7 protein-coding genes are annotated in these 12,618 nt (G+C 68.3%); all 7 read right to left on the reverse strand.

Going from position 1 to position 12,618, the window contains the following annotated elements:
• Positions 1 to 299 precede the first annotated feature (299 nt).
• Positions 300 to 1,085, reverse strand: coding sequence for a hypothetical protein (locus OOK07_RS43000; protein WP_266802727.1), 786 nt, complete (start codon positions 1,083 to 1,085; stop codon positions 300 to 302).
• On the reverse strand, positions 1,082 to 2,512 hold the full coding sequence (locus tag OOK07_RS43005; RefSeq protein WP_266802729.1) for a hypothetical protein: 1,431 nt from the start codon (positions 2,510 to 2,512) through the stop codon (positions 1,082 to 1,084). Before OOK07_RS43005 ends, OOK07_RS43000 begins: the two co-directional genes overlap by 4 nt.
• Positions 2,509 to 3,327 (reverse strand): AAA family ATPase, encoded by an 819-nt coding sequence (locus tag OOK07_RS43010; RefSeq protein ID WP_266802731.1) that lies wholly within the window; start codon positions 3,325 to 3,327, stop codon positions 2,509 to 2,511. The genes OOK07_RS43005 and OOK07_RS43010 overlap by 4 nt, the downstream gene beginning before the upstream one ends.
• Positions 3,321 to 4,148 carry an AAA family ATPase gene (locus OOK07_RS43015; RefSeq protein ID WP_266593260.1) on the reverse strand — a complete coding sequence of 276 codons (828 nt, stop codon included), beginning with the start codon at positions 4,146 to 4,148 and terminating at the stop codon, positions 3,321 to 3,323. Before OOK07_RS43015 ends, OOK07_RS43010 begins: the two co-directional genes overlap by 7 nt.
• Positions 4,145 to 5,710, reverse strand: a complete 1,566-nt coding sequence (locus tag OOK07_RS43020; RefSeq protein WP_266802733.1) for a Mu transposase C-terminal domain-containing protein — start codon at positions 5,708 to 5,710, stop codon at positions 4,145 to 4,147. Before OOK07_RS43020 ends, OOK07_RS43015 begins: the two co-directional genes overlap by 4 nt.
• A 1,498-nt stretch (positions 5,711 to 7,208) precedes the next feature.
• The gene (locus tag OOK07_RS43025; RefSeq protein ID WP_266802735.1) at positions 7,209 to 7,955 is read right to left on the reverse strand and encodes an HNH endonuclease; all 747 of its coding nucleotides are present in this window, start codon (positions 7,953 to 7,955) and stop codon (positions 7,209 to 7,211) included.
• Between the two features lie 272 nt (positions 7,956 to 8,227).
• On the reverse strand, positions 8,228 to 12,358 hold the full coding sequence (locus OOK07_RS43030; RefSeq protein ID WP_266802737.1) for a hypothetical protein: 4,131 nt from the start codon (positions 12,356 to 12,358) through the stop codon (positions 8,228 to 8,230).
• Between the last annotated feature and the right edge of the window lie 260 nt (positions 12,359 to 12,618).

Consider the following 12,618-nt stretch of genomic DNA (forward strand, 5'->3'; position numbering starts at 1 on the left):
GAGCGGAAACCGAGCCATGCCCAGATCACTTGCTCGCGTGCGGTGCTGCGGAGCGCGGCGAGTGTCCTGCTGGCGTCGGCGTCTCCATGAAGGCACGTCATACCGCCGGCCTTGATGGCGTCATCGATCGCGGTCTTGGCCGTGCTCGGTGCGGGGGTCGGCACCAGGGCGGGCTTGGTCGGGCCAGCTGCCAGGAGTACTGGCCTCTTTCCAATCGGCCGGGTACAGAAGTCATGTCAGGGATCCCTGGTGATCGGAGCAGGCTGCCGGCGGCAGGGCCGGGGGCCGCGGGGCGGGCGTCATTGGGTGGCGAGGGCGGCCTGGGCGCCGGTGGGCACCGTGATGGCGGATTCCGGCGGGTGTTCGGTCATCGGGGAGGCAGTCAGGCCCAGGGCGAACAGCAGGTCGGGGTGGGGGGCTGGCGGGCCGACGGGGGCCAGCAGGCGCCGGTTGATCAGGCGCGGGATCTGAGCGGCCGAGGCGTTAACGGGCAGGCCGAGCGCGGTGTGGTGGAGCAGGCGTGCTGCGGCGGTGGCCTCGGTGGGGCTGAGTGCTGCGGCGCAGTGCCCGGCGTGGTGCAGGTTGTCGAGCTGGCGGGAGGTCAGCAGTCCGGGTGTGGCGGCCAGATGGATGGTCGTTTCGGTAGAGATCAAGCGCTGCGGGCTGTTGGGCTGGTCGAGATGGGCCTTGAGAGCTGCGGTGGCTCGTGTCAGGCGTGTGGGTTTCCATTCCAGGGCGGAGGCGAGGTCGTCGGGGTGGACGGGGCCGGTTTCGATGAGGGCGGCGTGCAGAACGGCGGCCTGGGGGGTGAGTTGTGGGTTGTGGCGAGGGCCCGCGCGGGCGGTGCCGGGCTGGCAGAGCAGGGATTCGGGTGAGGTGTTCAGGATGTGGGCCAGGGCGATCATCGCCGCGCTGCTGAGGCTCTGCGGGGTGAGACGGGCTTCCCAGTCGGCGGTGGGGATGCCGGTCAGCGCGGTCAGTTCGTCGTCGGTGAGCCGGCATTGGGATGCCCGCGCCCGTAGGTAGGGCAGGTCGAAGGCTGCCGAATCCAGAAGGTCGGGTGGGTGCGGGAGCGGGTGGGTCACGGGTGTGCTCCGGGTGCTGGGGGCATGGTGGGCGCAATGGCCGGGGCGGGGGTGTTGAGGTGCCAGCAGCGGGCAACGGTGTGCCAGTCCTCTGTGGTGTGGGGGTGGAGGACGGTGGGGATGTGGAGGCTGACGTCGCGGATGAGGTGGTCGAAGCGTTCGGAGGTGCCGAAGCAGTTGGCGAACAGTCCGAGGTGGTCGGCGGTGCGTGGGGTGCGGCGGCGGAATTCCAGGGCCGCGGCCAGGAGCGGGCGGGCGCGGGGCGGGATGGCGTACAGGTGCCGTGGGCCGGGTGGCACGCCGACGTTGATCCGGGAGTCGCGGTCGATGGCCAGGAGAGTGGCGTGCTCGCCGACGCTGGCGAGTTGGGTCATGGACAGCAGTGACTGGCTGGTGCCGGTGAACAGCAGGGCGGCGACGGCCGCGCCGCGCAGCGGGTTGGGCAGCTGGGTGGTGAGGATGTGCGCCACACGCGGGGTGATCGGCACGGTGGTGATGCCGGGGCCGCCGTGCTTGGCGAGGTCGTCGGGCACGTTGAGCAGGAGGGCTTGGCTGAGGAATGCGGCCTGGGCTCCGCGGACGCGGGCCAGGGTGTGCTGGGGACTGGGGCTGAGGACGGTCAGCCGGGCCAGGAACAGGCGCAGGCCTTCCATGTTCCGCCAGGGGGTGGCCCCGTCCGGACCGGCGTCCTCGGCCTGAGGCGTGTCGGGGGGTGGCGGTGGTGGGGGGTGGCGGGCCAGCCAGGTACGGGCGGCGGCATAGCCGGCTCGGTATTGACCGTCGGTGTGGGCGAAGTCGAGGTCGTTCTGGCGGCGCCAGCAGTCGGCGCGGAAGGCGGCGACGCCGCTGCGGGGCAGGCTGGGCAGCGGATAGGCGTGGTCGGACGGGGGCGGGCCGTGGCGTCGGCCGGTGGCAGCCGGGCCGATGGCGTTCAGGATGGTGTCGGTGCCGCGCACGGCGGTGAGGTCGGTCAGGTTGGCGGCGGTGAGGCGTTCGTTGAGGCGCTGTTCGTCGGCCGGGGTGGGTGTGTGGGCGATGAGGATCAGGTGGATACCGGTCTCGGTGCGCCAAGTGGCCAGGCGTTTGAGGCGCTCGGGGGTGAGGCGGTGGGCGCGCAGCACGATGGCTTCCGCAAGGCCCATGTTCAGCGTCCAGCAGGTCACCGCGCGCCAGGCCGGATCGGTGGACATCCGCTCGGCATCGGGGCGGGAGAAGCTGTCGCGGCCCATGGCACGCAGCAGGTCCAGGGCGAGGTAAGCGAGGCTGCTGGTGTGGGGGGTGGGGTCGGTGGTGATGCGGCCGCGGTGGGGGTGGGCACGCTGGTAGGCGGCGGCGTGGATGGTGCGGTCGTCGTGGGTGTCCAGCAGTAGCGTGACGGGCGGCGGCGCCGGCCCTGTGACGAGGTGGGCGGGTGAAGTCACGGTCATGGCTGGCGTGAGGTGTCGATGCGGCGGATGACCTGCCGCAGCAGGCCGGAGTCGGGGTGGGTGGCGCCGGCGGCGGCCAGGGCGCGCTGGACGTGGTGGGTCAGCAGGGCCCAGCGGCGCAAGCTGCCGTGGGCGAAGCGGCCGTCCAGCATCCGCAGATGATCCGGTGCAACGGTGTGCCACAGCGGGTGCAGGGCGGGAATGATGCGGGCGAGCTGGTCGCCGGCGATCGTCACAAGGGTCAGCCAGGCCGCGGTGCGGGTGTGCAGCATCTGCTGGGCGCGCAGGGCCCGTTCACCGCCCTGTCCGGCGATCAGGACCACGCAGAGTCCGGCGGGAAGGTCGTCGTGCAGGAAGCGGAGGTATTCGAAGCAGGTGTCGGGCATCCGGTCAGCTTCGTCGACGACCACGATGTGCGGCCCGGCGTCGAGCGCGCGACGGATGAGGGAATCGGAGGCCGCCGGGTCGCCGGGTGGTTCGCCTTTCAGCCCGAGGGCGTAGTGCAAGTGAGTGCGCAGGTCAGCCGGTCCTGGCCTGGCGCCCAGGCGCAGCAGGAGGTGCGCCTCGGGAAAGCGGGTAAGGGCGGTGGTGTGAACGGCGAAGGTCTTGCCTACGCCGGCGTCGCCCAGCACGCACAGGAAACGCTGCTGACGGTGGGCATCGGCGAGTGCGCGTTGGACTGCCGTGAGGCCGGGAGTCGCGACGGTGCCTGCCCCGGCCAGACTGAGGAAGTGCAGTTCGCGGGGCGCGGGCTCGTCGGCGAGGGGAAACGGCTGCGTGGCCGCACACCCTTGCGCAGCAGTCTCGGTCAGCATCGGGCCAGGGCCCAGTCGACGATGCGGTCGTCGACCTGCTCGGCGCCGAAGTGCTCCATGCCTTTCAGGACGTGCTTGGTCACCTTGACCCACTCGCGGAAGGAGCCCAGGGTGTACTGGGTGTCGATCCGCTTCAGCAGTGCCTCGTCGACGTCCCGCCACACGGGGTGGGAGTCGGGTACGGCTTTGAGGACCTCGTCCTCGGTCATGGCGAGGATCTCCAGGCGGATGTAGATCCTGGAGGCGAGCGCCGGGTCGCTCTGCAGGGTCTCGTAGGCCTCCCGGCCACCGACGAACATGATGGCGGGCTTGGGGTCGCAGTTGTCCCACAGCTTGCGCAGGAACTCGAAGTTCTCCCGCCGGTACTGCTGGGCCTCGTCGCACACGATCACGTACGGGCGCCGCGGCAGAGTCTCACGCAGCAGTTTGTCGAACGCGGTGGGGGTACCGGGCATCTTGCAGCTGAGGTTCATCTGGTGGAACAGCTCCTCGCGCAGGTCCTTCGGGCCGGGGCGGGAGCGTGCGAAGTCCAAGGGGAGGATCAGGTCCGGGTTCATTTCCTGGATCGTGGCGCGGGTGCTGAAGCTCTTGCCGAGCCCTGCGTCGCCGTAGATCACGGACATGGCCTTCGACTCGACGGTGTCGATGACGGTGTCCTTGATCTGTAACAGGGTGTCGGTGGCGACCAGGGTGGAGTCCTCGAGGCCGAGGAAGAACTGCGGACGCAGGTCAGGCCGGCGGCGCGGTGCCGTGGCGGGCTGACCCGCGTCCGGCGCAGCGCGGCGTTTGGGCATGTGCTTGCGTTTCGGAGCAGTGGTCATGAGGCGTCGTCCTCCGTTGAAGGAACAGGGGTCTGGCCGGGGCGCCGCCAGGTGGGCGGGAGCGGGGTCAGGGGCTGGTAGGGCTGTACGCTCCGTCGCGGCGGTGTGGATGGGGTGGTGCCCTCCAGTTCGGCGCGTGCCTCCTGTTCCGTCATGCGGAGGGCACGGACGGGGAGTTCGGGCTGAGTGGAGGGCAGGTGGCGTTCCCGCCTGCGATCGGCGGAGCGTTTCAAGGCCTGGCGCAGCACCTCGCTGTGCTCGTCACGGTCGCTGAGGACTGCCTTGCGCATCTCCTCGCTGGCCTCGTTGCTGAGGAAGGCCCGGCCGAGATAGCGGTTGCCACGGAAGGTATAGAGGTCGATCTCGTGGTCGTGGTGGGGCATCCACCGCACGCGCAGTTCCAGACCGATGCGTCCCACCCCCTTCTCCGGCATGTAGTAGCGGTTACGGAACTCCACTCCGTGACTGGTGACCTTGTGGATCTTGTTGTCGCTCTCCAGCATGAACGCGCGCAGTTCTTCCGGGCTGGGCTCGGGCCGGATCTCGGTGGGATCGCTCAGCCACGCTTCAAGCGGTGTCATCCCGGTCCGTTCAAGGACGTGCTGGGTGTTGTGCTCCTCAACCCACTGGCGCAGCTTGTCGACGAACGCCTCGAAGGTCAGGGGCGGGTCCTGGTCGCCGACGCGGCGACGGTGGTCAAGCAGGGGCGCCTTGGTGTAGCGGGGCAGGTCAGCGAAGAACCGGGTCACACCGGTGCCGTTCAGCCGCTCGATCCCGCCCTTGTGGCGGGCGCTGCGCACCTTGTGCATCGGCACACCGAGCAGACCGAAGGTCCGCCGGACGGTCTTGGACATGAAGTCGGAGCCACCGTCGACCCTCACCAGGTGCGGCAGCCCGCCGGCGGGCCCGTACGGGGGTTCACGCAGCACAGAGGCCCGCACGGCCGCCAGGACCGATCCGCGGTGCGCAGAGCCGGCGGTGACCGCCCAGCCCATCACGTTGCTGGTGCCACGGTCCTCGAACCACGTCACCCACACGTTCGACAGCTTCTTGTCGGGCATCATCACGACGGTCGGGGCCTGCTTATGATCCCCTTCCCACACCTGGTTGCGGGCGACCGCCGGGCGCTGGAAGGCGGGATCGAAACCGCGGGCAGCTGGGATGCCTTCCCGCAGCCCGGCCATGAAACCGGGGTCAAGGTCACGGGCGATGGCGTCGTGCAGCGTGGTCAGGCCGATCGGCCTCTCCCCCGCCCTCTTGGCCTCACGCACCAGATGCTCGTGGGCACGCTTGACGTTGCCCCGGTAGTCGGCGAGGACATCGATGATCTCTTCGGTGATCCGGAAACGCCTGCGTTCGGGCTTCTCCGGTGAGCCGGACCCTTCCGCCTCGGCCAGCCAGCGCCACGCCTGCCGCAGACTCACGTCCACCGACTCGGCAATGAGCCTCATGTGCGCGGTGGTCAGCTCCCCCGACTCCCGCAGCCTGAGCATCTGACGGACGGCAGCAGGCCTCAGCTCGTCGCGGGGCCGTTCCAGACCCGTCTCCGACTCATCGTCCACGGTGATCACCGTCGGCAGAACCTGTAAGACCAGCAAGCGAATAGCGGCGCAGCGCTCAAGTACAGCCTCCCCCGGCAGAGGTAACAGAGGCGGCACGGTCGGGTGCCGCACAGCGTGGATTGAGGCTAAATGCGGCGTGACCGAATCGGAGGAGGCTGTCACTGGAACGAGTGGGCTCTGGGCCGTTTCGCCTTCACTCAGCGAGAACATGCGCTACTTGATGCCTGCGATATGGCCAGGCCGGTGCAGGCCCGGCCCCCCAAGGGCGCCCTTCCGGAGTTCTTCCCCGTAGCCTGTACTGCTCTGTATGGAGTGCCGCTCTGCACGTACGTGCACCGAACTCGCCAACAGGGAAGCGGGAACGCCCATGGCTGTCCGTAGCCCGTGGCCCTGCCTACAGCCGTCGATGCCATATGGGACACCTACGCCCCCTGGTCCTCCACCGGTCCAGGTCATCGTCGACCCCGTGGACGACCCCGCGCTCATGCGTGCGGCTCTGCTGGCCCATGCTCCAGAAGAGGGGCGGATAACCGTTCACCTTGCGCCCTCACGGTATCCCTCACGCATGCTCTTTCAAGAGATGCTTACCCAACTGGGCAAGAATCCGTATGGGAGATCCAATACCGAGGCCGCTGACACGCTGAGGGGACAGGTTTTTATTTGGATCACCGCATTGGGGATCAGGCATGTCATCTTCTGTCGCGCCCACAACAGTCGGTGGGACCGAGTCTGGGAAGTCCTGCTCGCGCTGCGCCAATCCGCGAACTTGCGTCTTACCGCGCTGTGGCACCGGCCTTGGACCGGCACCCCACATCTGGCCCGCGTGCCACACCGGGTGGTCAGGGCCCGGTCCGCCGCGCGGGCGGCCTTGCTGAATACGCCACAACCTCTCTGTCCGACAGAGAGTGGAACATCACTGAAGGTGACAGCGGTAAGCCGACCTTTGCCAGAGCCTGTATTCTCCGACGCCCTTCCAGGACACACAGCGCTAAGTGGCCGCATGGATGAGCCGTTGTGTCCAGGCGCCGACACGATCCAGTATTCTCCGTCACGCCCGAACGGCCTGCGGATGCACCCCAGCCCAGAGGTTATCGCTGGCCTGCTACAGATCGCCGACCCCGCAATTGCCGCGATCTTGACGACCGCAACGGTCACCGGCCTTGGTCTACGCGCACTCTCCAACACACGAACTTGCGACGTATCCGTAGTCGGCGACTTGCTCAAGACACATGGAGGCGTAGGCTACGACTTTCACGGGCAGTGCGCACTGCATATGATGCCGCGATGGGCCCAGCCAGTCCTCAGAGCAGGTCGACTCAAATGCCTCACGTACTACGAACACCCATTCGGTTACGCCAAGAAGCGCGAGAAAATGCTTCAGAACGCCGCCCGCGATATTGGGCTTCCTCTATAGACCGCGTGGTCCCGAACGTCGGCGACCAGCCTTTGTCACCGGCCAGCAGGTCAGCACCACGCAGGTCACGAGCGAGCAGAAGGCTTACCGACGACGACCTCCGAGATCTTCAAGACGGTCAATCTGAATCTTGAGGGCAGCCGTCGCGCGCTCAACCTGCGGGGCCTTTTCCAGCGCGGCGACGAGGTCTCGTGCGGCGTGGGCGAGCGTCGGGGCGGTGTCCGGAAGTTCCCGAAGCCGGAAAGCGGCTGTGTTCAGCAGCTCAACGGTGTCGGGCGAGAGACCGAACCCGTGCACTCGAGGGTCAGCCAGTGAAGTGGTGAGCATGCCGAGCAACTCGGCCATCTGGGGCGCGAACCGCCGGAACTCCTCCAGGGCTGGCCCCACTTGGTCAAGGAGGTCAGCCTGCGCCTTCGCGATCGCGTCGGACAGCGCCTCCTCACTCAGGACGCGGGTGTCCTTGAACCGCTGGAGGCTTTCGCCCTCCCGGCGCTGCTTCCAGCTCTCCAGCTCCCACACCGTGTAGCGGTCGCGGTACTTCCCGTCGATCAGCTTGTGGTGAGGTTCGCAGAGCAGCAGCAGGTTGGCGAAGCTGTTCACGTCTCCCGGCCAGGCCGGATCGGCCCGGGGCCCATTGGCTTCGAATGCGCGGATGTGGGCGATCTGCACATTCGTCATCGGCACCCCGTTGACCTCACGGATCACCGGTGTGGGGCACGGAGGGTCAGGCCAGTAGCAGTACCCGCGGGACAGATCCATCAGCGCCATGATCACAGCGTTGCTGTAGTAACGGCTCGCCATCGCCACCCCGGTGAGGAATCCAAGGTCCACACCATAGGAGGGCCGCCGGGGCTGTGTGGACGTGCAATCCGGCCACGGCGGCCGGGCCATGCCCAGGCCCCCGAGCGTGAGCCGCCCCCTCTTCCTCACCTGCCGCGCCATCGGGGCCCCAGCGCGCCACACACTGGACAGACCCGGAGCACGGCATCGCACCGCGGACCCGGACAGTGGTCCGGACGCCTCTGCGCAGGCGGATTCCGGCAGCCGCCACTCCAAAGGGGGCGCCAGTCTGGTCCTGCCTCGGTTGGGGCGGACGAAGGGGGTCAGTCGGTCTGGGCTCCGGGAGGCCGGCAGTCGAGGACCCGTGCGCGGACCAGGGCATCTTGCTGTGCGGCCAGTTCCTGCTGCTCGTGCTCGATCTGCTGCGGGGTGTGGCCGGGCGAGCAGTGCTGCCGCCGCTCGGAGTGCCACTGGTCGCAGTCGAAGAGGCCGACGAGGAAGACGCCAGCGGTGCGGGGGCGGCGCAGGTAGCGGGCGACCAACTGCTCGGCGAGCGCTGTGGGTAGGCTTCGGTTCCAGCAGCCTTTTGCTTCGATGACCACGGTGAACGGCTCGGTGTCGTGGGAGGGGTCGGCCGCCTGGATGTGAATGTCTGTGCGGCCTCCTCCGGCACCTGGGCGGTCGACTTGGACCTCGCGATTGAGGATGATGCGCCTTCCGCCGAGGTGGATCTTGAGCAGGCCCATGACGAGGTCGCTGAAGTCTTCTTCCCATGTCGGCCACATCGCGTTGTAATCGGCTGCGGCGGCGCGGTTCCACAGCAGGATGGCCATCCCGTTGGGGCCCGAGAGTGTTTCCTGGACTCGGTCGACGGCCTCCATGACAACGTCCAGGAGTTGGGCTTCGTCGGTGATCACGCGCAGGCTGTGGTCGGCCGCCAGTTTCTTCAACTGGTGCGCGGGCAGCGGCCGGCTCTGCTGCTGGGCCGCCTGGCGGGCGGTGCGGCGGGCCAGGCGCCGCAGCCAGGACGTGTGGCGGGATGTGGAGGCGGCCAGTTGGCCGAGGTGGTCGGCCGCTTGCGGTGTGCCTTTGCTGGCGATCAGCTGGGGCAGGGCGTCGGCGAGGTCGTGGAGGGTGTCTTCCCGGGTGATCCTGTAGGCGACACCGGGCTCGTGCTCGGTTCGGGGCCGGTGAAGTTCCTCCCGTTCGCACAGGCGTGTGTAGAGGTCGGCAAGATCGTCTACGTCGAGTTCTGCCACGCCTGCGGGCCAGCGATCGGAGCCGCCGATGGTCATACGGTCGATCACGGCCCTGCACAGCTCGGGATCCTCGAACGCCTGACGGATGGGCGGCCAGCTTTCCGGCAGGTCGGGGTAGGACATGAGAGTGCAGGCCGCGGTGATCCAGCGCCCTGGGTCTGGTTCTGCCCCTTCATGGGGCGGGCCAGCTGCCACGGTGTCTTTGACCTGGGCGAGGGCAGAGGTGTCACCGAGGCCGGACAGGGTGACCGTCACGGCAGCCCAGGCTGTGTCACTGCGGTCGCATGCAGCAGCCCAGGCCCGCACGACGGCGAGGGCGTCCATCGCGTCCAGTGTGTGCAGGAACCGGACCAGGTCGGTGAGCCGGTAGGACTCGAGGCGGTCCAGGCATGTCGCAAGCGCGGCCTCGAACGCGTGGCCGGCGTGGCGAGCGCACCGCTTGAAGAGGCTGTGGTGCAGGTCCGCCTCCTGCGCGGGGGGTGTCATCGTGGCCAGCGCGAGCGCCCACCCGGTCCACCGCTCGATGTCTGTTGCGGGCACTGTGGCTTGCCATGCGTCGGCCGACACGAATCCTGCCGCGGTCAACTCTGGTACGTCGGTCCATTCGGTGCCCCAGGCTGAGACGTCGTGCGGCTTCCATGCGGGGGCGGTGGCCAGGACGTGCAGGGCGGCGTGGAACAGCTTCGCGTGCAGAGCGCCGTCCATGGGCGGGCATGACGGTGCTGCGGCCACTGCGGTGAGGTGGAAGGATCCGTCGGAGGGCCGACCGTCGTGGGTGCGGTAGAGGTGGCCGAAGACCGTGCGCCAGGCAGCGCGGACCTGGTCCGGGGCGGCAGTGTGGACCGCCTCCAGCGCTGCGGTGAACTGGTCCTCGTCGAAGGTGTTGCGGCGCCGCTGCTCTTGCTCGCCCTTCTGCCTACGGAGCTGCCACTCGGGGGGCGGAGCGTCCCACCAGGCGGTGGCGTTCCTAAGTTCGTCATCGGCCTGCTGGGCCTGTTCGATGGCCTCGTGCAGCCGCGCGTCATCCGGCCGCTGTCTGCGGCTGAAGAGCGGCTGCGCCGTACGCCGCATCTCTTGTGGCAGGTCCGGCCAGCGCTCGGCCCAGTACAACAGGTCTTCGTCCGGGAACAGCCCCACTTCCGGGGTGGTGAAGGTGAGTTCCAGTACATGCTCCTGGCTGCTGTGGCGCAGGACGTAGTCGGCAAGACGGCGGCGCAGAGCGGGCACGGCATTCAAGGAGTCGTGCAGGTATTCGAGTGGGGTGCGTGCGTCGCTGGTGTGGGACAGCTCCGGGTAGGCCGCCAGGGCGACGAGCGCCCGGCCGGCCTGCTCCTCGCGGAACACCGGGCTGCCGAGGCCAGGGTGGCTGATGATGTGGATGCACCTCGCCAGCAGTGCAGTGGCGATCAGGGACTTGGGGGTTTGGTCCTCAAGGGCTGTGCGGCACCAGGCCAGAGCCTCGTCGGCATGCTCTGCCGAAATCAGGTCCATGGCCTTCTCCAGCTCCGGCCGGTAGATGAACGACCGTTGGGCAGGGAGCAGGTCGAAGTACTCGGTCAGTGGCAGGTGCTGCGGCCACAGATGGTCCAGCGCTGCTTCGGCAACGCCGGTCTTCGCGTCCGCGGCCAGGGCGCGCATTCTGGCGACGACCTCGTCGCCGTGCACGGTTCCCTCGGCGATCGCGTGCAGAGCGAAGGAGCGAAGCCGCGTCGGCAGCGTGATGTCCTCCGCGAAGGACAGTAGGGCGGGCGTTAGTTGGGCTGGCTGGCACTGTGCAGCGATCCACAAAGCCAAGTACGTCTGATCCGGGTCGGCGTCGCGGACCAGGAACGGGGTCAGCTGTGCGAACAGAGAGGGGTGGGTCAGCCGTTTGAGGAGTGCGAAGTCGATGCGGTCGAAGCCCTCGTCGGGGGCTTCATCCAGGAGTGCCTGGGCGGCCTGCTGCCGGTAGTCGGCCGACAGCGAGGGCAGGTCGGCCAGGAGAAGGACCCGCGGGTCGTGGACGAGTAGATCCTCGAATAGCTCCAGGTCGTCGGCCGCGAGGCGGGCGGCGATCTCCTCCTGCTCTGGCACGATGTGGCGCGCTGAGCCGCTGCCTGCCCACAAAAGCTCGCTTCGCACCGCCGGGGCGATGTGCTCACGCAGGTACTGCGCCGCCAGGTGTTCCTGGTAGCTGCGGTGGGCAAACACCCAGCGCCGCTGCCCCACCGGTGTCAGCAAGGAGGACTCGGTCAGGTGCAGCAGTTCATGGCGGCGGCACTCCAGTTGCGGAACGAGTCCGGGAAGGGCGGGGTCGACAAGGCTGTCGAGATGTAGTTCGCCCTCTCGCGCCGGCTCCCGGTCGGCGAGGGCCGGGATGCGGCTGAACTGCAGAGCGGCTGCCGCCCAGCGGGCCACTTCCAGCAGGTGATCCACCGCTGGCCGTTCCTGGCGCTGTACAAACCCCTGCGGCCAGCTCTCCGTGCACAGCCTGCGGCAGGCCTGGTTGTAGGCCTCGGCCACCGTCTTGGGGAGAGCTTCTCCTTCGGCCTGAGCATCCAGCAGCGGGATCAGCGTGACAGGCTGCTCTGCCAGGGCCGCAAGGCCCCGGCCGCTCACCTCCTCGGCGAACGCTGCCCCGTCCAGGCCGCGCTGCCAGGCCGCGCTCTCCACGTCGTGCCGAGTCAGAGGCTCCAGCGTCATCAACGTCACCTGGTCCGCATCCGGCCACAGCCCCCGCAACCCGCTTTCCAGCGCCTCGGGCCATCGGGTGGTACGGCAGGTGATCCGCAAGCGCAGCCTTTCGCGCTGTGGCTCCGACAACGCCCGCAGTTGCAGCAGGAGGACTCTGTCGAGACCAGGGATGTCGCTCAGGCCCTCATCCAGCCCGTCCAGTAGCACATACCGCGGCCCGTCTCCTTGCCCATGCAGGTGCTGCTGCAGTGTGCTGCCCGCCGAGGCCGTATCGGCGACGTCCCGGCCCAGATGCAGCCAAGGCGCCGCCTCTGCACCCTGGTCCCTGAGCAGGCCGTGCTCCTGTTCCAGAGCCACGGACTTGCCCGCACCGCGCTCCCCCAACACCACAACGACCGGCACATCCCGCATCTCGTCCAGCCGCACCGGACTGCCGACATCCCACCCGCCATCGAAGGCATCGGCCCGGGCACTGCTCTCGGCCTGCAGGGGTCGCAACGACCGTCGCCACGCGTATCGCATCAGTCCATTCTCACCGCCCGTAGCACCGAAAGCGGATCACGGACGGTCAGCCTTGAGCACTCCGGTGTAGCCGGAGGCTGGTGGTCGGGTATCGGGCATCCTGCCGATCTCGCGGGAAGCGTGCTGACGACACGGCACTCGGGACCGCATAGGCATTGGTCATTGCACCAACGGTGGGCTCGAAAGGACGGACCATGGCACGCTCGCCACGAAGGAGGTTCGGTGAAGGTGACACCGGCCGATACGGCTTTACGTCACCA

The organism is Streptomyces sp. NBC_00078 (assembly GCF_026343335.1).
Classification (GTDB): Bacteria; Actinomycetota; Actinomycetes; order Streptomycetales; family Streptomycetaceae; genus Streptomyces.